Source organism: Nocardioides oleivorans (genome assembly GCF_004137255.1).
GTDB classification, from domain to species: domain Bacteria; phylum Actinomycetota; class Actinomycetes; order Propionibacteriales; family Nocardioidaceae; genus Nocardioides; species Nocardioides oleivorans.
In genome coordinates this window covers 452601-472793 of record NZ_SDWT01000002.1, presented here as the reverse complement: position 1 = coordinate 472793, position 20193 = coordinate 452601, and the positions used below count along the sequence as shown (strand labels likewise).

Genomic DNA, 20193 nt, shown 5'->3' with positions numbered 1-20193 from the left:
CGTCAACCGCGCGGTGGGACGTCGTCGGGCCCGGCGGCGCGCCTCCCGAGCACCGCCGCGGCGCTTCCTACAGTGTGAGCGGTCGCCTGGATCATCGGAGGACGAGATGGCGCACTGCCGGTCCCTCGTGGTCATGGCGGCCCTCACCGTCTCCTCCCTGGCCGCGGGACTGGTGCACGGAGCGCCCGCCCAGCCCGTGTCCGGGCCCGGGCTCCGCCCCGAGGCCGGCCTGCGGAGCATGTCGTTCCGCACCAGGGCGCCCGAGGGACCTGCCCGGCGCGACGAGGTGATCGACACCGAGGAGGAGCTGCGGGCGGCGTGGGCGGACCCGCTGCGCCGCCGCATCGATCTCGGCGCCGACATCCTCCTGCGGGACTGCGCGCTCGGGGACCCGATCCGCGAGTCCCCCTACCCTCTGGTGCTCGATGGTCACGGGCACGTGCTGCAGCAGACCTGCTTCGAGAAGCGGTTGCTGCGCCAGGACGGCACCGGCTACCTCGACATCCGCCGCGTCACTCTCACCCGCGGCGGCTCGGACGGCCCCGGCGCGGCGTTGACGTCGCGCGGAGAGGTGATGCTGCGGCAGGTGGTGGTCTTCCAGAACCTCGCGGAGGAGCCGGGGGGAGGCGTGTTCTCGATGCGCCGGATCACCGTGCACCGCTCGCGGATCACCGGCAACCTGGCGAACGACGACGGGGGCGGGCTCTACGCCCGACGCGGCGGGGTGCAGGTCTACGACTCGATCCTCGGCAACAACCTGGTCGACGGCTCCGGAGGCGCGATCGGCAGCACCGGGGACATCCTCGTGGTGCGCTCCGAGATCGACGGCAACACGACCGACGGCGACGGCGGTGCGTTGTACGCCGACGAGGACGGCGACGTGACGGTCATCGGCTCGCACATCGACGGCAGCGCCGCGGACGGTCCGGGCGGGGCCATCTTCACCCTCGACGGCGACGTGGCGGTCTACGACTCGACCCTGATCGGCAATCGTGCGGACGATCGCGGTGGTGCCGTCGCTGGGGAGGACGACGTGCTCATCGTCAACTCCACCGTCGCCCGCAACCTGGCCGTCGCCCACGCAGGGGGCGGGCTCTGGGCGCGTGGCGACATGGTGCTCGTCAACGCGACGGTTGCCAACAACTATGCCGAGGGCGAGGGCGGCGGCATGCTGTCCGCCGGGGCGATGAGCCTGCTGCACTCGACTGTGGTCCACAACATCGCGCCCGTCGGAGGTGACCTCGGGGCGGGTGGTCGGCTGACGAGCGTCGCCACCATCATCGGGCCGCCGGTCGTGGAGGGGGTCACCGGCGACACCATCGCCACGCGGCGCAGCTGCCGGGTCTACGAGGCCTCGTCGAGGGGCTTCAACTTCATCAACGACGACACGTGCCACCTCAACCTCTCCACCGACATCCTCGGTGAGGATCCTCAGCTCGAGCCGCTGGAGGACGACCCACGCGGCTTCGTGCTCGTGCCGTCCCGTGACAGTCCCGTGCGACGCGCACTTCCCGGGCGTCGGTGCGTCAGTCCTGTGTCGTGGATGCCGCGGCCCCTGCCTGCCGGTCAGCTGCTGGACGGCTGGGTGGACTGGGAGGACGTCCTCGCGCACGACGCGCAGGGCAGGGCGCGGACCGGACGCACGCGGTGCGACATCGGCGCGGCCCAGAGCGGCCGCAGCCGACCCTCGCGGCCGCGGCCCGACGTACCTCCGATCAGGGTGGTGCTGGACCCCTCGCGGACCTACGACGATGCCCCGCGGGTCCCGACCGCCGTGGTCGAGGCCGGTCCGAGGCGTCCCGCGGGACCGGGGCGCCACGGTTCGGCGCGCGCGCAGCTGGCACGTCTGGACCGCGCCCTGGCCAATCTCCAGGTGCGGTCGCGACGCTTCGAGGAGATCGAGTCGTGCGTCACCGAGGTGGGCGTCGTGCGCCGGGGCGACCCTCGGCACCGGTGGGGCTACCAGTACGACGAGCGGGACCACAGCGGGCGCGACCTGCGACCCGCGCTCGCCCTCGCCCACCAGCACCGACCCGACTGGCGCCTGCTCGACCTGCGTACGACGCCGGAGTGCCTGTCGCGACCCTCGGACCCCCGGGGCAGCGGCGAGGACGCGCGGGTGGTGTCCTCCCGCACCTCGCCTCGCCACCTCGTGCGCTGGCTGGAGCGCCTCGAGCTGGTCGCGGACGAGATCGGTCGCCAGGCGCAGCGGTTCGACCAGTGGGAGTCGTGCCTGGTTGCTGTTCCCACCACCGAGGCAGGCGCCGCGTGGCAGCGACTCGGCTACCTCACCGGTCGGTCGCGCTACCGCGCCGCGATCGACCTCGACATGAGCGAGTGGGACGACCCCGACTACCAGCTGCTGGCCTTCCGGGGCCGTACCCGGCCCTTCGGTGGCGCCGATTGCGACGCCGAGCCCTCCGAGACCGCCGACCGGGCCCGGGCAGACCGGTCGACCGGCGGGCCGGGGCGCAACCTCCGCGAGAGCATCGCGTCCTTGCGGGCCGACGTCGAGGACCTCGTCGAACCGGTCGCGGAGATCACCCAGTTCGACGAGTGCGTCTACACCGTCGGAGCCAGCTCGTCCGGGGGATATCGCTACCAGAACTGGAGCGGCAGGGTCTCGGTCGCCGGCGCGCTTTCGTTCGCGATGCGCGGCCCGCGGGTGGCGCCGCTGCAGCTGCTCGTGTTCCCCGGCGAGGAGCCGCCGCAGATCGAGTGCAACGAGGACGCCAGCAGCGCCGGCACCGAGGAATAGGCCGTCCGCGAGCGCTACGTCCGCCCGGCCGGGACGCCCTCCCACGGGCCGCAGCCCGGCACACTAGTATTCGCGCTTCGCCCCGAGAGGACCTGCACATGGCTACCGACTACGACGCATCCCGCAAGACCGAGGAGGAGCAGAAGGAAGAAAGCCTGGAGGCGCGCCGCCTCACGTCGGGTGAGCAGGACAAGACCTCGGGGAAGGTCGACGAGGACGAGACCGAGCTGGCCGAGACCTACGAGCTGCCGGGAGCCGATCTCTCGCACGAGACCCTCTCCATCGAGGTCGTGCCGAAGCAGTCGGACGAGTTCACCTGCACGTCCTGCTTCCTGGTGCAGCACGTGTCCCGACGGTCCGCACCCGACGTCGACCTGTGCGCCGAGTGCGCCTAGGGGTCGGCGGCGACCCTCAGCCGGCGTGCTGCTGAACGATGTTGAGCACGTTGCCGTCGGGAGCGCGGACGAAGAAGCGCGTCACGCCCCAGGCCTCGGTCGTGAGGGGGTGCACGATCTCGTACCCACGGTCCTGCGCCTGGCGGTACGCGAGCTCGACGTCGTCGACCATCACCGAGACCACGGGATCCACAGGTGCGGTCGCGTCGCTGGTCATCACCTGGAGCGTCGCCTGGGATTCCGGCGACGTGTGGCGGGCCACCCAGCCCAGGTCGAACTCCTCCTCGGCCAGCCCGAGGTAGTCGCTGTAGAAGCTCCTGGCGGCGGGGAGGTCGGGCACGTGCAGGTCGGCGACGACCTGCGTGACGCGGACGCGAGGCTCCGGCGCGGCGCCCAGGAGGTGGATCCACCGTGCATCCTGCTGTCCGGGCCGGCGCTCGAGCTCGGACACCAGCGGTTGCGGACGGCTCGCCATCCGGCGCAGGCACTCCTCGACCTGGCCCCGGTCGGTGAACTCGTGCAGCCGCTGGGTGCGGGTGCGCAGCTCACCCGGCGCCTGCGCGCCGCGGAGCAGCAGCACCGTGAGCAGTGCCCGCTCGTCGGCCTCGAGGGTGAGGGCCTCGTCGAGGATCTGGTGGTACTTCAGCGTGCGGCGCCCGGTGTCGGACCACACGATCCGCAGCAGCCCGCGATCCTTGAGCGACTTCGCGGTCCGTTCGACGACCTGCTGGTCGAGGTCCGTGACGGGGTCGCGGCTGCTCGACTGGTTGCACGCCGACACCAGGGCGTTCGCGGACAGGGGATAGGTGGCGGGCACGGTGGTCTGCTTCTCCAGCAGGCTGCCGAGGATGCGCTGTTCGGTCGCGTCGAGGACGGGGAGATCGCTCACGTGACGACCCTAGGTCTGCTGGGCAGGATTGCGCACGCCCGCCGTCGCTGGGGCGACAGCGGGCGACGGGTTCACCAGGGCTGGATGCCGGTCTCGTCCCGGAACGTCCCGGACGGACCTCCGTCGGGCAGCGTCGCGAGCTCGAGGAAGACCGCGGCGCCCTGCTCCGGCGTACGGAATCCCTGGTGGTCGTTGAGGTCGGTCGACACGTAGCCGGGGCACCCCGCGTTGACCAGCACGGGCGTGCCGGCGAGCTCCTTGGCGTACTGGATGGTGATGGCGTTGAGGTAGGACTTCGTGGGGGAGTACGCCGCCGAGACCGGTCCGACGGCCTCGGCCTGCGCGGTCTGGAGGGTCAGCGAGCCGACCGTGCTGGAGACGTTCACGATGCGGGGCGACGCCGAGCGGCGCAGCAGCGGCAGCATCGCGTTGGTGACCCGGATGACGCCGATGACGTTGGTGTCGACGACCTCGAGCACCTGTGCGGCGCTGACCTGCGTCGGCTCCTGCGGCATCCCGCCGGTGATGGCGGCGTTGTTGACGAGCACGTCGAGGCTGCCTGCCTCCTGCTCGATGGACGCGGCGGCGGCCGCCACGCTCTCGTCGGAGGTGACGTCGAGGGCGACACCGAACACGTCGTGGCCGTCGGCCCGGAGCTTCTCGACGGCGGCCGTGCGGCGTCCCTCGTCGCGGGCACCGACGGCGACCCGGAAGCCGAGGCGCGACAGGCCTGCGGCGATCTCGTAGCCGATGCCCTTGTTGGCCCCGGTCACGAGTGCGATCAACTTGCTCTCTGAGCTGTTCTCTGTCATGCCTCGATCGTGGGCTCGCGGTGCGCCGGCTTTCCAAGACCGATCGGGTGGACGCCGATACCGGGCAGGTATGCCTGCAGGTCAGGGGCTGGTTGCCCCGGCGTAGGCTCGACGACGTGGAGACCCGCGAGCTGCGCTACTTCGTCGCCGTCGCCGAGGAGTCGCACGTCGGTCGTGCGGCCGAGCGGCTCGGCATGGCGCAACCGCCGCTGTCGCGCGCGATAGCCCAGCTCGAGCGACGCCTGGGCGCCGACCTCTTCGTCCGCACCCCGCGTGGCATGGAGCTCACCGTCGCCGGCGAGACCCTCCTGCGCGAGGGGCGCGTCGCGCTCGCCGCGGTCGAGGCCGCGGAGCGCCGCACCCGGCGGACGGTCGAGGCCGAAGGCCCGAAGGTCGTGCTCACCGCCAAGGCCGGCGCCTCGAGCGAGCTGATGGCCAAGCTGCTCGATGCGTACGCCGCCGAGCCGGACGCGGTCGACGTGGAGGTCGTGCTCAGCGCTCCGGGCCACCAGGCTCCGATGCTGCGCGACGGACGCGCGGACGTCGCGATCCTGCACCGGCCCTTCGACGACCTCAGCGGCTTCGACGCCGACGTGCTGGCGGTCGAGGACCAAGTGCTGATCCTGCCGTCCGGCCACCCGGCGAGCACCCGCGCCTCGATGACCGTCGCCGAGGCCACCTCGCTCCCGAACCTCCCGCTGCCGCGCTGGCCGCACCTCGACGGCTCCTACCCGGACGGCCCCGGACCGGAGCTGCGCGACCTCACCCAGGTGCTGCAGCTCGTCCGGCTGGGGCGCACGGCGATCGTGCTGCCCGACTCGGCCCGCGCCAACCTGCGCGACGGCCTCGCCGTCGTACCCCTCTCGGACGCGCAGCAGGTCACCACCGTGATCGCGTGGCAGCCTCACAGCACGTCGACAGGCGTGGCGGGACTCGTGCGCACCGCTTCCCGGCTCTGACGCGCGGGACTACTGCGAGCCGGTCTCCTTCAAGCGGTCTGCGATCGGCTCGAGGCAGGCGATCAGCTCGGCGAGGTCGGCGGCGTCGAGGGAGGAGTACGGCGCCTCGGCGAGGGCGTCGGTCATAGACTCGATCCGGTCCTTGGTCGCCCGGCCGGCGTCGGTGAAGAGCCCCGCGTCGTCGACGAGCCCGCGGTCACGGAGACGGGCCATCACGGAGGCGAGGTAGGGCTTCGGGAGCTGGTGGATCCGCCCGAACGACTCGGCGGGCAGGATCCCGGCGTCGATGGCGAGCAGGACGTGGCACTCGGTGCGGTCGACCTGCTCGACCACCAGCGCCGCGATGTGCCCGTCGCCGCGGTGCTCCCGCAGCAGGTTGGCCGCGTGCCACAGCCGCGCGACCGGCTCCTCGGGGAGCGGCAGGCTGCGGAGGGCGGCGTACATCGCCCGGCCCGAGACGGGCGCGCTGGTCGCGGCCCCGGTGAGCAGGTCGGCCGCGCGCGCGAGGCCGGGTGTGTCCACGAGCTCGCCGAGGATGCGACGCAGCGCGGCGACGCACCCGCGCTGGCGGGCGGCGTGCGCGTCGTCCGGTGTCGTCGTCTCCCACACCGACGGGACGTGCCGGGCGACCTCGCCCGGCCCGAAGTTGTAGAAGGCGGCGTCGACCACCTCGGCCGGCACGCGACCGAGGGGAGCGGACCGGCCGGCGAAGTAGCCGTCCCAGTAGTTGCTGAAGCCCAGGGCGGCCATCTCCTCATTGGGCTCCTCGGAGAAGAAGTTCACCAGGCAGATCGGCTCGGTGAGGTCGAACATCCGACGGGCGACGGGCGTGGGTGTGGGTGTGGTGGAGGTCGTCATGCCTGTCCTACGAACGGGGGTCGGCGGATCCGACACGTGTGCGGTTCTCGTCGGCCCGGCGACGCAGCACGGTCCGCTCGCCCTCGTTGCGGGTGAGGGTCGCGGCCTCGTCGAAGGCCCGGCTCGCCTCGGCATGCCGACCGGCACGCTCGAGCAGGTCGCCCCGGACGCTGTGCCAGACCGGCCCGGGGAGGATCGCCTGCTCGCCCAGCACCTCGAGGCCGACGTCCGCCCCGTACGCCCGCCCGTGCGCGACGGCCCGGTTGACCTCGACGACCGGGCCGGGCGCGGCCCTGGCGAGGACGTCGTAGAGCACGGCGATGCGCCGCCAGTCCGTGTCCCCGGCCTGCGCCGCGCGGGCGTGCACGGCGGCGATCGAGGCCTGGAGGAAGTAGGTGCCGACCGGCGTCCCGCGGGCGGCGATCTCCTCGGCGCGGGCGAGCACCGAGAGACCGCGGCGGATCCGGAGCTGGTCCCAGAGCGTGCGGTCCTGCGCCTCGAGCAGCACGGGTACGCCGTCCGCGTCGAGGCGCGCTGCCGTGCGCGAGCCCTGCAGCTCGAGCAACGCCTGCAGCCCGAGCACCTCGGGCTCGTCCGGGGTCAGCGCCGCGAGCATCCGCGCCAGCCGGGTGGCCTCGTCGGCGAGGTCGGGACGCATCCAGTCGTCTCCGGCGGTGGCGGTGTAGCCCTCGTTGAAGACGAGGTAGATCACCGCCATCACGTCGCCGAGACGCTTCGTGCGCTCCTCGCCGGTGGGCAGGTCGAACCCGGCGTGCGCCTCGGCGAGCGTGCGCTTGGCCCGCGAGATGCGGGTGCCCATCGTCGCCTCGGTGGTGAGGAAGCCGCGGGCGATCTCGGCCGTGGTGAGGCCGCCGACGAGGCGCAGGGTCAGCGCGGCCCGCGAGTCGGGTGTGAGCGAGGGGTGGCAGGACAGGAAGACCAGCCGCAGGACGTCGTCCTCGATGTGGTCGACCTGCGCGTCGAGGTCGGGCACCTGGACCTCCTCTCCCTCGCGTGCGTGCTCGATCTCGGCCAGCTTGCGGCGATAGGTGTCGGCGCGCCGGAAGTGGTCGATCCCGCGGCGCTTGGCGGTGGTCATCAGCCACGCGCCCGGGTTGTCGGGCACACCGGTGGCCGGCCACTGCTCGAGCGCGGCCACCAGCGCGTCCTGCGCGAGGTCCTCGGCGAGCTCGACGTCTCGCGTCATGCGGGTGAGGGCGCCGACGAGGCGGGCCGACTCGGCCCGCCACGCGGCGGCGATCACGTGCTGGAGGTCGTCGGGCACGCCCCCAGAGTAGGAAGTCCTACTCGGTCGGCGCGTCCGGGCCGTCGGAGATCTGGCGGAGCGTGGCCACGACGGTGACCTCGGGCCAGTGCCTGGCGTGCAGCTCGGCGAACTCACGCTGGTCGGCGACGGCGGCGTCGAGGTCGGCGTACTCCATGATCGCCCAGCCCCCGACCACCTCCTTGCCCTCGGCGTAGGGGCCGTCGACGCGGGTGACCTCGCCCTCGCGGACGACGAAGTTGATCGCGTCCTCGGTGCCGTAGAGGCCACCGCCGTCGAGGAACCTGCCGTCCGCGGCGCGCTCGCCGATGTGGACGTCCATCGCCTCGAACAGCGACTTCGGCGGCATCCCGATGTTCTCTTCCATCCGGACGAATCCCATGAAACGCGGCATCGTGCTCACTCCTGAAGGTTGTGTGGTGCGGGGTGGGTGGTCGTTGTCTCGCACGTACGTCGACCGGGCCGGCGCGGCTTCGACATCGACCCCGGAAGAATTTTCCGCCACTCTGTGCCGATGGGAAGCACCTGGACCAACTGGGTCGGCAACCAGTCCTTCACACCGTCGTCCGTCGCAGCGCCGCGCGACGAGGAGGAGGTCGTGTCGATCGTCCGGCACGCCGCCGAGCGCGGCACCGGCGTGCGCGTCGCGGGGGCGGGGCACTCGTTCACCCCGGTCGTGCAGACCGACGGCACCGTCGTCGACCTGTCCGCGCTCACCGGAGTCGTGTCGACCGACCCGCTGGCGCGCCGGGCCACGGCACTGGCCGGCACCCGGATCCGCGACTTCTACGAGCCGCTGTGGCGCGCCGGGCTCGCGCTGCGCAACCAGGGCGACATCGACACCCAGCAGATCGCCGGCGCCGTCGCGACCGGCACCCACGGCTCCGGCACGCGCTACACCAGCCTGTCCGGTGCCGTGCGGGGGATGCGCCTGGTCACCGCGTCCGGCGAGGTCCGCGACATCGGCGAGGACCAGCCCGACCTGCTCCACGCCGCCCAGGTCTCGGTCGGCATGCTCGGCGTGGTCACCCGGCTCGACCTGGCCGTCACCGACGCCTATCGGCTCCGCGAGCACGTCAGCCTGCGCTCGTGGGACGACGTGATGGAGCACTGGGACGAGCTGGTCGCCGAGCACCGCCACTTCGGGATGTTCTGGCTGCCGACCGAGGAGTCGGGCGCGCTCTACAACCTCGACGGGCACGGCGAGCGGCTGCAGGACCAGTGCTACGTCAAGGTCTACGACGAGGTGGGCCCCGAGGTCGCCGACGACGACACCGTCGGGCGCCGGGTCGATCGCTGCTACCGGATCTTCCCGATGGTCTACGACCCGAACTTCCACGAGCTGGAGTACTTCGTCGCGATCGAGAGGGCCCCCGAGGCACTGCAGGCGATGCGCGAGCTGATGCTGGCGAGCCTGCCCGACTCGATCTACCCGCTCGAGGTGCGCACGGTCGGGAGCGACGAGGCGTTCCTGTCGTCGCAGCACGGCACCGACACGGTCGTCATCTCCGTCTCGGGCACGCCCGGCACCGACTACTGGGCCTACCTCCGCTCGGTCGACGCGCTGCTCGCCCGGTACGACGCCCGCGTCCACTGGGGCAAGCTCCACTTCCTCACCCCCGAGCGGCTCCACGAGCTCTACCCGCGCGCCGAGGACTTCATCGCCATCAGGCGCGAGCTCGATCCGCAGGGGATGTTCCTCAACGACCACCTGCGGCCGCTGTTCGCGTGAGACCCGGCTTGGCCGGGTCGCGCACGATGGACGGCATGAAGCCAGTCGCCGTGGCCCTCGCAGGACTCCTCGCCGCCGTCACGACGGCCTGCTCCGGTGACACCGCGAGGTCGGGCGCGCTCGGCCCTGCGACCGCGGAGGACGACGACGCCTGGCCGTTCGAGGTGGTCGAGGTCGACCGGCTCGACGACCCGTGGGCGATGGCGTTCCTGCCCGACAGCGACGACCTGCTCATCACCGAGCGCACCGGGACGCTCCACCTCCGCGACGGCGAGACCGGCGAGCGGGTCGAGGTCTCGGGCACGCCCGAGGTGGTCGTCGCCGGCCAGGGCGGTCTCGGCGACGTGCTGCCGGGGCCGTCGTACGCCGACGACGGGCTCGTCTACCTCAGCTGGGTCGAGGAGGGCGACGGTGGGACGGGTGCCGCCGTCGGCCGCGCGCGACTGGTGACCGGTGCCGACGGGGCCGCGCTCGAGGACCTCGAGGTCATCTGGCGGCAGACCCCGAAGACCGGGGGAGACGGACACTTCAGCCACCGGCTGGCGTTCTCGCCCGACGGCGACCACCTCTTCGTCTCCTCCGGCGACCGGCAGCAGGGCCAGCCCGCGCAGGACACCGGCAACACCCTCGGGTCGATCGTCCGGCTGACGCTCGACGGCGACCCCGCTCCCGGCAACCCGCTGGCCGACGAGGGCGGGGTGAGCGCCGAGATCTGGAGCTGGGGGCACCGCAACCCGCTCGGGCTCGAGCACGCCCCCGACGGCACGCTCTGGTCCTCCGAGATGGGGCCGGAGGGCGGCGACGAGCTCAACCTGGTCGAGGCCGGCGCCAACTACGGCTGGCCCGAGGCGTCCAACGGCAGCGACTACGGCGGCGGGGAGATCCCGGACCACGCCGAGGGCGACGGGTACGCCGCCCCCGCCGCATCGTGGACGCCGAGCATCTCCCCGGGCAGCCTGATGGTCTACCGAGGCGACCTCTTCGAGGACTGGACCGGGGACGCCTTCCTCGGCGCGCTCTCGGGCGAGGCACTGGTCCGCGTGGACCTCGACGGCTCGACGGCGACGAAGGCCGAGGTGTTCGACCTGGGCCAGCGGATCCGGGCGGTCGAGGAGGGACCCGACGGTGCGATCTGGCTGCTGGAGGACGCCGGCGCTGGACGCCTCCTGCGACTGACCCCGGCCTGACCTAGGCTCGGAGCATGACGGAGTTCCAGGTGACGCGGTGGCGCGAGCTGCCCTCGATGGTGGCCGCCCGGCAGGGCGAGGAGACCGCGAAGGTCCAGCTGGCGGCGAGGTTCCAGGAGGCCATCGACGAGGCCGCGATGCGCCTCGGCGAGACCGGTGCGACCGACTACCTCGAGGGCTGGGAGCGCACCCCGTGGACCGAGGCCGACGGCGCTCCGGCCGAGGTCCTCGACCGGGTCGCCGCCGAGCTCGACGCCGCCTGGCCGGCCGAGAAGATCGACGCCTACCTCGACGGGCTCTCCTCGTGAGCGACAACCGTCTCGCGGCCCTCGTCGGCGACGCCCGACCGGTGCTGCTCGACGGTGGGATGGGCACGCTGCTCCAGGACAGCGGCCTCGAGGACGGCAACCCCGGTGAGCTCTGGAACCTGGAGAACCCCGACGCCATCCGCGCCGCCCACACGTCGTACGCCGAGGCAGGCGCGCGCATCCTCACCACCAACACGTTCGGCGGCACCCGCCCCCGCCTCGACATGCACGGGCTCGGCGACCGGCTCCACGAGGTCAACCAGCGCGCGGCGGAGATCGCCCGCTCGGTGGCCGACGAGCACGGCCTGCTCGTGGCCGGCGACCTCGGCCCGACCGGGGAGCTGCTGGCCCCGCTCGGCACGATGACGCCCGAGGACGCGCAGGGGTTCTACGCCGACCAGCTGCGCGGGCTCGTCGCCGGTGGCATCGACCTCGTGCTCGTCGAGACGCTCAGCGACCTCGGTGAGGCCGACGCGGCGATCGCCGCCGCCCGCGAGGTGGCGCCCGACCTGCCGATCGTGGTGACGATGAGCTTCGACACCAACCTGCGCACCATGATGGGCGTGCGCCCGGGTGACGCGGTGACGCACCTGGCCGCCGCCGGCGCCGACGCCGTCGGTGCCAACTGCGGCCGTGGACCCGAGGAGATGGAGGTCATCGCCGCGGAGATGGTGGCCGCCCGCCCCGACGGACTGCTGCTCGTCGCGCAGTCCAACGCCGGGCTCCCGCAGGTGGTGGGTGACCACTTCGAGTACGACGCGACGGCCGACGACATGGCCGCCCACGCGTCCCGGCTCGCCGGCATCGGCGTCGACCTCGTCGGCGGCTGCTGCGGCTCGACCCCGACCCACATCGCCGCGATCGGCTCGGAGCTCACCTCGGCCTGACCCCCGCCGGTCACGGCCTCCGGGTCAGCCGACTCGCGGGCGCCGCGCGTCCCCGGGCCACCCGAACTCGGTGTGCACGCCGGGGCTGAAGCCGACGTGGTCCGGCGGCCGCGCCGCGAGGTCGGGCAGGCCGACCGAGGCCATCAGGCCGTCGTCCAGCTCCAGGAGCTCCGCGTCGTGCACGGGCCACGGCTCGTGGCGGTTGGGGACGTAGAGCGTGCGCCCCCACCACCGGGTGTGCAGCCCCCACCGGGCGCTGAGGAAGAGGTCGAGCTCGGTGGGCGTGCGCGCCCTGCCGGCGCGGACCACGATGCGGCTCGACGCGGACGCGGCCGGCCGGCGCAGCCGCGCGTCGTACGCGTGCACGTCGCCGTCGCGCTGGTAGCGCAAGCGCGCCCAGCGGTAGGGGACGCCGAAGCCCGCCCGTGCGCCGACCACGACGGCGGCGCGATCGGTGTCCAGGCTGAGGAACACGATGCCGCGCCGGCCGGTCTCGTCGACCGAGTAGAGGCGCACGTTGGTCTCGAGGAAGGTGCCGAGCCAGGGGATCGCCGGGCCGCGACCGAGCCCGGCCCCGACCATCCGGAAGGGGATCAACCCGACGTAGGTGCGCCCGTCGAGGGTGTCGGGCCTGACTCCCGGCGGCATCCGGTGCGCCACCTCGGCCGGATCGACGGCCCAGTGCAGGAAGGTGAGGTCGCGCCAGTGCTGGCTCATCACCACGGTCCGCGTCATGGCCGGGGCGTCGGGCGTCACGGGCTCGAGGGCGGGGACCTCCACGCCTCCCACCCTAGGAGCGGCGCCAAGGGCCTCGGCACTCCGTTTCCTCGATGTCCTCCGACTGATCTAGGGTCGGCAGTCGTGACGGAATCCATGATCTCGGCGCGGGGACTGCGCAAGTCCTTCGGCGACTTCGAGGCGGTCAAGGGTATCGACGTCGAGGTCCGCAAGGGCGAGGCGTTCGGCTTCCTCGGTCCCAACGGCGCCGGCAAGTCCTCGACCATGCGGATGATCGCCTCGGTCAGCCCGGTCTCGGGCGGCGAGCTGCGGATCCTCGGCATGGATCCCGCCACCGACGGTCCCGCCATCCGTGGTCGCCTCGGCGTGTGCCCCCAGGAGGACACGCTCGACAACGAGCTCAACGTCTTCGACAACCTCTACATCTACGGTCGCTACTTCGGGATCGACCGCGCCACCTGCCGCGAGCGCGCGCACGAGCTGCTGGAGTTCGCGCAGATCACGGACAAGGCGAAGGCCAAGGTCGAGGACCTCTCCGGCGGCATGAAGCGCCGGCTCACGATCGCGCGCAGCCTGATCAACAACCCCGAGGTGCTGCTGCTCGACGAGCCGACCACCGGCCTCGACCCGCAGGCGCGCCACGTCCTGTGGGACCAGCTCTTCCGGCTCAAGCAGGCCGGCGTCACGCTCGTGATCACCACCCACTACATGGACGAGGCCGAGCAGCTGTGCGACCGCCTGGTCGTGATGGACAAGGGCCTGATCGCCGCCGAGGGGTCGCCGCGCGAGCTCATCGACGCCCACTCGTCCCGCGAGGTCGCCGAGCTCCGCTTCGGGGTCGGCGAGCACGAGGCGCTGGCCAGCAAGGTCGAGGACCTCGGCGAGCGGGTCGAGGTGCTGCCCGACCGGCTGCTCGTCTACAGCGACCACGGCGAGGAGGTCCTCGCCGCCGTGCACGACCGCGGCCTCACGCCGATCGCGACGCTCGTGCGCCGCTCCACCCTCGAGGACGTCTTCCTGCGCCTCACCGGCCGGAGCCTGGCCGACTGATGGCGACCCAGGCTCCCGGCGCCCTCACCCCGTGGCAGGGCTTCGCCCGGCAGTACGACTACTGGCTGACCGTCTACAAGCGCACCTGGCGCGGGGGAGTGGTGAACTCCTTCGCCACCCCGCTCTTCTACGTCCTCGCGATGGGCGTGCTGCTCGGCGGGTTCATCGACGCCGACCCCGACCGGCTCGAGGGCGCGACGTCCTACCTCGCGTTCATCGTCCCCGGCCTGGTCGCCGCGCACGCGATGACGATCGCGGTCAGCGAGTCGACGTACCCCGTCATGGGCGCCATCAAGTGGCACAAGACCTTCTTCGCCCAGCTCGCGACTCCGCTCGCGGTGCGCGACCTGGTCAACGCCTTCGTCGCGTTCGTCATCTTCCGCGTGGCGTCGGCGTGCGCGGTGTTCATGCTCGTGCTCGCGCCCTTCGGCGTCTTCGAGACCTGGTGGGGCCCGTTCCTCGCCTGGGTCGCGCAGGTGCTGGTGGGCACGGCCTTCTCGCTGCTGACCTTCGGCTACTCGGCCCGGCTGAGGTCGGAGGAGGGCTTCGGCGTGCTGTTCCGGCTCGGCGTGCTGCCGCTCACCCTCTTCTCCGGGGCGTTCTTCCCCATCGCCAACCTCGGCCCGGTGCTGGAGTGGGTCGCCCGGCTGACCCCGCTGTGGCACGGCGTCTCGCTGTCGCGGATGTTCTGCCTCGACACGGTCGACTGGCCCCTCGCCGCGGTCAACCTGGCCGTGCTCCTCGGCCTCTGCGTGGTCGGGTGGTTCTGGTCCGTCCGCGGCCTCGACAAGCGGCTGGAGGTCTGAGGTGGCCACGCTCGTCCCGAGGGTCATCCCCGCCCCGCTCACGCCGACGCACGCCGCGCGCGTGCTGGTGCTGCGCAACTTCGTGGTCTACAAGTCGGCGTGGAAGCTCTTCCTCACCGGCTTCCTCGAGCCCGTGCTCTACCTCTTCTCGATCGGCATCGGCGTCGGTCAGCTGATCGACACCTTCGAGTTCCACGGCGAGCAGGTCCCCTACGCCGCCTTCGTCGCGCCGGCCATGCTCGCCACCTCGGCCTTCAACGGCGCGCTGCTCGACTCGACCTTCAACGTCTTCTTCAAGCTGAAGTACGAGAAGCTCTACGACCAGATGCTCGCCACGCCGCTCACGACCGGCGACATCGCGCGCGGCGAGATCACGTGGGGCCTGATCCGCGGCTCGGTCTACTCCGCCGCGTTCCTCCTCGTGATGGTCGCGATGGGCCTCGTCGAGTCGTGGTGGGCCGTCCTCGCCCTTCCCGCCGCGGTGCTGATCGCCTTCGCGTTCTCCGCGGTCTGCATGGCGCTGACGACCTGGATGAAGTCCTGGCAGGACTTCGACAAGATCACGCTGGCGCAGATGCCGCTGTTCCTCTTCTCCGCCACCTTCTTCCCCGTCGAGGCATTCGGCAACAGCGTCCTGCGCTGGGTCGTCGAGGCCACCCCGCTCTACCGCGGGGTCGTGCTCTGCCGCGAGCTCACCACCGGGGTCGTGACCTGGGAGTCGGCGGTCTCCGTCGTCTACCTGGTCGTGATGGGTGTCCTCGGGCTCGTCGTCGTACGCCGTCGCCTCGACAAGCTGCTGCTCACCTAGCGGGTCCTCAGCCGGCGAGCTCTGCCCGGACGCCGGTCAGCTGCTCCGACGCCGTCCAGAGGGCTTGCGCGAGTGCGACGTCGCGCGCACGGGCGGAGCGGCCGATGACCTCGGCTCCTCCACGCATGTGCAGCAGGTGCTTCGGCCCCGTGAACGTGCCACCCGGCAGGTCGGCGGTCGCTGCCATCACCACGGGCAGCGCGCCCGCCTCCGGGCTCTGCCCGACGATGGGGAGGAGCCGGTCCCAGAGGCCGGGGCGTCGTCCGTCGCGTCGGTCGTAGATCGCGGTCACCACGAGCCCGGGGTGCGCGGCGAGCGCCTTGACCGGGGATCCGGCTGCGCGGAGCCTCCGCTCCAGCTCGAGCGTGAAGAGCAGGTTGGCCAGCTTGGAGTCGGCATAGGCGCGGGAGGCGTCGTAGGGCCGGTCGTGCCAGTCGAGGTGACCGGGCGTGAGGTCCGCGACGTCGAGGCGCGACATGCGCTCGGCCTGCGAGGCGACGCTGACGATGCGCCCGGTGACACGCGGCAGCAGCGCCGAGGTGAGGGCGAAGTGTCCGAGGTGGTTCGTGCCGAGCTGCAGCTCGTGACCGTCAGCGGTGCGTCGCAGGGTCGGGCTGGACACGCCTGCGTTGTTCACGAGCAGGTCGATCGTCTCGTGTGTCGCCTCTGCGAAGGCCGCGACCGACGTCAGGTCCGCGAGGTCGAGCTCACGGACGAGGTGGTCATCCACCCCGTCGGGGACCGCCGGCAGGGTGGAGGCGACGGCGTGGCCCTTGGACAGGGTGCGCGCGGGGACGATGATGCGCGCGCCACGGCGGGCGAGCGCTACGGCGGTGGCACGGCCGATGCCGCTCGTTGCGCCGGTGACGAGGGCGGTGCGACCTGCGAGGTCGCGGACGGGGGAGGACATGCGCCTAATGTAGACGCTGTCTACTTATGTGGTCAATGTCTACATCACGCTAGGATCGCTGCGTGTCGAAGTCCTACCACCACGGGTCCCTGCGCGACTCGCTCCTCGAGGCAGGGCGCCGTCAGGTCCTCGAGGAGGGAGCTGCGTCGGTGACCTTGCGTGGCCTCGCCAAGCGGGTCGGAGTGAGCCACAGTGCTCCCCTGCGCCACTTCGACGATCGCCACGCCCTCCTGGACGCGATTGCGGCGGCCGGCTTCGCCGAGCTGATCGACGAGCTCGAGTCAGCGGCGCAGCTGTCGAGCCTCCAGGCCAGGCTCTCGCAGTACGCACGTGCGCACGCGCGCTTCGCCCTCGAGAACGGGCCGCTCCTCGACCTGATGTTCTCGGCGAGGGCCGGCGACGGGGCGGCCGCGACGTCTGCCGCGGAGTTCTTCGCACTCGGTGGACGCCTGCTGGGGGAGCGGGCAGAACGGGCGCCGGGCCCCCTCCCGTACCTCCTCGCGGCGACCCTGGAAGGGATCGGATCCCTCGTCTCGTCGGGACGGTTGCCGGTCGAGCGCGTCGACGAGGTCGTGGACGAGGCCGTGGCGATGCTGCTCCCCGCCGTCCAGGAGCGGCTCTCGAGCTGACACCTGACCAACCACTGGCCAACGCCGAGACGCCCGTCCTAGGTTGCTGGGATGGACTCCTACGCACAGGGCGAGACCACTCCGGCGCTGCTGGAGGAGACGATCGGGGCCAACCTCGAGCGCACGGTGGCGGCGTACGCCGACCGCGAGGCGCTCGTCGAGTGCAGCAGCGGGCGCCGCTGGACCTGGGCCGAGCTCGACCGCGACGTCGACCGGCTCGCGCGCGGGCTGATCGGCGCCGGGATCGCGAAGGGCGACCGGGTCGGCATCTGGGGACCCAACAGCGCCGAGTGGACGCTGGTGCAGCTCGCGACGGCGAAGGTCGGCGCGATCCTGGTCAACGTCAACCCGTCCTACCGCACCCACGAGTTCTCCTACGTCGCCAACCAGAGCGGCATGCGGCTGCTGGTCTGTGCGACGTCCTTCAGGACCAGCGACTACCGCGGCATGGTCGAGCAGACCGCCGACCAGACGGCGGCGCTGGAGCGGGTCGTCCACCTCGACGACGAGGACAGCTGGGGCGGCCTCCTCGCCGACGGGGACGGGGTCGGCGACGACGAGCTCCGCACGCGCGCGGCCTCGCTGGAGCCCGACGACCCCATCAACATCCAGTACACGTCGGGCACGACCGGCTTCCCGAAGGGTGCGACCCTCAGCCACCGCAACATCCTCAACAACGGCTACCTCGTCGGCGAGGTCTGCCGCTACACCGCCGACGACCGGGTCTGCATCCCGGTGCCCTTCTACCACTGCTTCGGGATGGTCATGGGCAACCTCGCGTGCACCTCGCACGGCGCCACGATGGTGATCCCGGCTCCGGGGTTCGACCCCGCGCTGACGCTCAAGGCGACGGCGGATGAGCGCTGCACCTCGCTCTACGGCGTCCCGACGATGTTCATCGCCGAGTGGGCGCTGCCCGACCTGGCGTCGTACGACCTCTCCTCCGTGCGCACCGGGATCATGGCCGGCTCCCCGTGCCCCGAGGAGATGATGAAGAAGCTCATCGACGCCGGGATCGACGAGATGACGATCTGCTACGGCATGACCGAGACGTCACCGGTGTCGACGCAGACCCATACCGACGACTCGCTCGAGCGCAAGGTCGGGACCGTCGGCCGGGTCACGCCGCACCTGGAGGTCAAGGTCGTCGACCCGGTCACCGGCGACACCCTCCCGCGCGGCGAGGCCGGGGAGTTCTGCACGCGCGGCTACTCGGTGATGGTCGGCTACTGGGAGGACCCCGAGAAGACCGCCGAGGCCGTCGACCCGGAGGGCTGGATGCACACCGGCGACCTGGGGGTGATGGACGACGACGGCTACGTGCGGATCACCGGTCGGATCAAGGACATGGTGATCCGCGGCGGCGAGAACATCTACCCGCGCGAGATCGAGGAGTTCCTCTACACCCACCCCGACATCGAGGACGTGCAGGTCGTCGGGGTGCCGGACGCGAAGTACGGCGAGGAGCTCTGCGCCTGGCTGCGGATGCGACCCGGTACGACGCCGCTCGACGCCGCGGCCGTCCGCGAGTTCGCGACCGGCAGGCTCGCGCACTACAAGATCCCGCGCTACGTGATGGTCGTCGAGGAGTTCCCGATGACGGTGACCGGCAAGGTCCGCAAGGTCGAGATGCGTGAGGTGTCGACGCAGGAGCTGGGCCTGGGCTGAGCTGAGGCCTCAGCCGCTCACGACCCGGGCGTGCGGGCGCCCCGGGTCGTCGTCGGCCGGCGCGTCGTCGCCGGCCCGGATGGACTCCAGCTGCGCACACACCGCCAGGCCGTAGAAGAGCGAGATCGAGGACAGCAGGCTCCACAGCAGCAGCGCGAACACACCGGCCAGCGGCCCGTAGGTGCTGGTGAAGGAGCCGCTCAGGTTGACGTAGGCCGCGAGCGCCGCGGCGGCGACCATGCTGCCGAGGACCGTGAGGGTCGCGCCGAGGGCCAGCCACGAGAGGGCCGGCTGGCGGCGGCGCGGCGCGTGGTCGAACAGGACGGCGATCGCCACGACGAGCGCCAGCAGGCCCAGCGGCCAGCGCGCCACGTCCCACGTGTGGTGCGCGCCCTGCGACCAGCCGTACTCCGCGACCATCGCGTCCCCGAACGCCCCGCCGCCGACGAGGGCGAGGAAGCCCAGGCCGACGGGTCCGGCGAGCAGGGCCGTGAACACCGCGGCCCGCCCGTACTTCGCGAGCGCGGGCCGGTCGCGACGGATGCCGTAGATCCGGTTGCCGCCCCGCTCGACCTGCGCCATCGCGGTCGTCATCGAGACCAGCGCGAGGACGAGGCCGAGGGCCAGCGCGAGCTCGCCCGCCCCCTCGGAACCTCCGGTGACGGCCTGCGCGACGGCGTCGTCGCCACCGGAGGCGGGGGAGATGGCGTTGACGGTCATCGCCACCACCCGCGCCGGGCGCTCGTCGTCGATGTCCGAGGCCAGCCCCATCACGGCGAGGAGGAACGGCACCACGGCCAGGCAGGTCTGCAGGGCCAGCGCCCGGCTGTTGGTGAAGCCGTCGCCGTAGCGGAAGCGCACCGCCGACTCGAGCAGGATCCGCCGCACGCCGTGCCGGCGGGCCAGGTGCCAGGCGTCCTCGGCGTCGAGCTCGTCGCCGTCCATCTCCGTGGTCACCGGGACGGTGCTGGCGGTGGTCATGGGCGCACCCTACGGCTCGCTCAGCCCAGCACCTTCTGCAGGAACACCACGTCGATCCAGCGGTCGTGCTTGCGACCCACCTCGCGCATCACCCCGACCTCCTCGAAGCCGCAGGCGCGGTGCAGCGCCAGGCTGCCGGGGTTGGGCAGGGCGACGGCGGCCACGACGAGGTGGACCCCGTCGCCGACGAGCCGCGTGAGGAGGTCGTCGTACAGCGCCCGCCCCACGCCGCGCCCCTGCTGCCCGGGGGCGACGTAGACCGTGGTCTCGCGGGTGTGGCGGTAGGCGGGCTTCGGCCGGAACGGCGACGACGTGGCGTAGCCGACCACCGCGCCCTCGTGCTCGGCGACCAGGAAGTGGTCGTCCGCGGCGAGCTTGTCCTCCCACAGCTCCATCGGCCGCGGCTCGTGGTCGAAGGTCGCGTGGCCCTCACGCGCCTCGCGTGCGTAGATCCCGAAGACCGTCGGGAGGTCGGCGGGAAGTGCGCGGCGGATGTCCATTCCGCCCATTGTCCCCGGTCGACCGGCTGGTTG

At 72.1% G+C, this 20193-nt stretch carries 21 protein-coding genes; 12 read left to right on the top strand and 9 right to left on the bottom strand.

Annotated elements, in window-relative coordinates; all coding sequences use genetic code 11:
* Positions 1-106: 106 nt before the first annotated feature.
* Together EUA93_RS21665 and EUA93_RS17945 are read left to right on the top strand one after the other, a co-directional pair.
* A complete protein-coding gene (locus EUA93_RS21665; RefSeq protein WP_165355216.1) occupies positions 107-2758 on the top strand; it encodes a hypothetical protein in 2652 nt (883 codons plus the stop codon).
* Between the two features lie 98 nt (positions 2759-2856).
* Complete coding sequence (locus tag EUA93_RS17945) at positions 2857-3153, top strand: DUF4193 family protein (protein WP_129401655.1); 297 nt, start codon at positions 2857-2859, stop codon at positions 3151-3153.
* Between the two features lie 16 nt (positions 3154-3169).
* Here EUA93_RS17945 and EUA93_RS22110 read toward each other — a convergent pair whose 3' ends face one another.
* Both EUA93_RS22110 and EUA93_RS17935 read right to left on the bottom strand, forming a co-directional pair.
* A complete protein-coding gene (locus tag EUA93_RS22110) occupies positions 3170-4042 on the bottom strand; it encodes a DUF480 domain-containing protein (RefSeq protein WP_242497493.1) in 873 nt (290 codons plus the stop codon).
* A gap of 71 nt (positions 4043-4113) precedes the next feature.
* Positions 4114-4854 (bottom strand): SDR family oxidoreductase, encoded by a 741-nt coding sequence (locus tag EUA93_RS17935; protein WP_129401654.1) that lies wholly within the window; start codon positions 4852-4854, stop codon positions 4114-4116.
* A 116-nt stretch (positions 4855-4970) separates the two neighbouring features.
* On the opposite strand from EUA93_RS17935, the gene EUA93_RS17930 reads away from it, so the two are divergent.
* On the top strand, positions 4971-5813 hold the full coding sequence (locus EUA93_RS17930; RefSeq protein WP_129401653.1) for a LysR family transcriptional regulator: 843 nt from the start codon (positions 4971-4973) through the stop codon (positions 5811-5813).
* Positions 5814-5822: 9 nt separating this feature from the next.
* Here EUA93_RS17930 and EUA93_RS17925 read toward each other — a convergent pair whose 3' ends face one another.
* Genes EUA93_RS17925 through EUA93_RS17915 form a run of 3 tightly spaced genes read right to left on the bottom strand, consistent with a single transcriptional unit; the run spans position 5823 to position 8323 of the window.
* A complete protein-coding gene (locus EUA93_RS17925) occupies positions 5823-6671 on the bottom strand; it encodes an SCO6745 family protein (protein WP_207208824.1) in 849 nt (282 codons plus the stop codon).
* Between the two features lie 7 nt (positions 6672-6678).
* Positions 6679-7956, bottom strand: coding sequence for an RNA polymerase sigma factor (locus tag EUA93_RS17920; protein ID WP_242497492.1), 1278 nt, complete (start codon positions 7954-7956; stop codon positions 6679-6681).
* 19 nt (positions 7957-7975) lie between these two features.
* Positions 7976-8323: a YciI family protein gene (locus EUA93_RS17915; RefSeq protein ID WP_242497491.1), complete on the bottom strand. Its 348-nt coding sequence runs from the start codon at positions 8321-8323 to the stop codon at positions 7976-7978.
* 147 nt (positions 8324-8470) lie between these two features.
* On the opposite strand from EUA93_RS17915, the gene EUA93_RS17910 reads away from it, so the two are divergent.
* The 4 genes from EUA93_RS17910 to EUA93_RS17895 are packed head-to-tail and all read left to right on the top strand — an operon-like array spanning position 8471 to position 12070.
* A complete protein-coding gene (locus EUA93_RS17910; protein WP_129401652.1) occupies positions 8471-9688 on the top strand; it encodes a D-arabinono-1,4-lactone oxidase in 1218 nt (405 codons plus the stop codon).
* Positions 9689-9723: 35 nt separating this feature from the next.
* Positions 9724-10875: a PQQ-dependent sugar dehydrogenase gene (locus EUA93_RS17905; RefSeq protein WP_129401651.1), complete on the top strand. Its 1152-nt coding sequence runs from the start codon at positions 9724-9726 to the stop codon at positions 10873-10875.
* A gap of 14 nt (positions 10876-10889) precedes the next feature.
* Positions 10890-11183 carry a virulence factor gene (locus EUA93_RS17900; protein WP_129401650.1) on the top strand — a complete coding sequence of 98 codons (294 nt, stop codon included), beginning with the start codon at positions 10890-10892 and terminating at the stop codon, positions 11181-11183.
* Complete coding sequence (locus EUA93_RS17895) at positions 11180-12070, top strand: homocysteine S-methyltransferase family protein (protein WP_207208823.1); 891 nt, start codon at positions 11180-11182, stop codon at positions 12068-12070. Before EUA93_RS17900 ends, EUA93_RS17895 begins: the two co-directional genes overlap by 4 nt.
* A 24-nt stretch (positions 12071-12094) precedes the next feature.
* On the opposite strand, the gene EUA93_RS17890 is transcribed toward EUA93_RS17895, so the two are convergent.
* Positions 12095-12850, bottom strand: a complete 756-nt coding sequence (locus EUA93_RS17890; RefSeq protein ID WP_242497490.1) for a YqjF family protein — start codon at positions 12848-12850, stop codon at positions 12095-12097.
* A gap of 81 nt (positions 12851-12931) precedes the next feature.
* On the opposite strand from EUA93_RS17890, the gene EUA93_RS17885 reads away from it, so the two are divergent.
* From EUA93_RS17885 to EUA93_RS17875, 3 genes are read left to right on the top strand one after another with little or no spacing between them, the layout of a single operon-like run.
* On the top strand, positions 12932-13858 hold the full coding sequence (locus EUA93_RS17885) for an ABC transporter ATP-binding protein (protein WP_476703585.1): 927 nt from the start codon (positions 12932-12934) through the stop codon (positions 13856-13858).
* The gene (locus EUA93_RS17880) at positions 13858-14664 is read left to right on the top strand and encodes an ABC transporter permease (RefSeq protein WP_129401649.1); all 807 of its coding nucleotides are present in this window, start codon (positions 13858-13860) and stop codon (positions 14662-14664) included. The genes EUA93_RS17885 and EUA93_RS17880 overlap by 1 nt, the downstream gene beginning before the upstream one ends.
* 1 nt (position 14665) lies before the next feature.
* Complete coding sequence (locus EUA93_RS17875; protein WP_129401648.1) at positions 14666-15472, top strand: ABC transporter permease; 807 nt, start codon at positions 14666-14668, stop codon at positions 15470-15472.
* A 7-nt stretch (positions 15473-15479) separates the two neighbouring features.
* On the opposite strand, the gene EUA93_RS17870 is transcribed toward EUA93_RS17875, so the two are convergent.
* Entirely contained in the window at positions 15480-16382 is a 903-nt protein-coding gene (locus tag EUA93_RS17870) for an SDR family NAD(P)-dependent oxidoreductase (protein ID WP_129401647.1), read from the bottom strand.
* Positions 16383-16444: 62 nt separating this feature from the next.
* Here EUA93_RS17870 and EUA93_RS17865 point away from each other — a divergent pair, with 62 nt between their 5' ends.
* Positions 16445-17011 (top strand): TetR/AcrR family transcriptional regulator, encoded by a 567-nt coding sequence (locus EUA93_RS17865; protein WP_129401646.1) that lies wholly within the window; start codon positions 16445-16447, stop codon positions 17009-17011.
* Positions 17012-17062: 51 nt separating this feature from the next.
* Positions 17063-18679, top strand: coding sequence for an AMP-binding protein (locus EUA93_RS17860; RefSeq protein ID WP_129401645.1), 1617 nt, complete (start codon positions 17063-17065; stop codon positions 18677-18679).
* Positions 18680-18688: 9 nt separating this feature from the next.
* On the opposite strand, the gene EUA93_RS17855 is transcribed toward EUA93_RS17860, so the two are convergent.
* Positions 18689-19660 carry a YihY/virulence factor BrkB family protein gene (locus tag EUA93_RS17855; protein WP_129401644.1) on the bottom strand — a complete coding sequence of 324 codons (972 nt, stop codon included), beginning with the start codon at positions 19658-19660 and terminating at the stop codon, positions 18689-18691.
* 20 nt (positions 19661-19680) lie between these two features.
* Positions 19681-20160, bottom strand: a complete 480-nt coding sequence (locus EUA93_RS17850; RefSeq protein ID WP_165355215.1) for a GNAT family N-acetyltransferase — start codon at positions 20158-20160, stop codon at positions 19681-19683.
* Between the last annotated feature and the right edge of the window lie 33 nt (positions 20161-20193).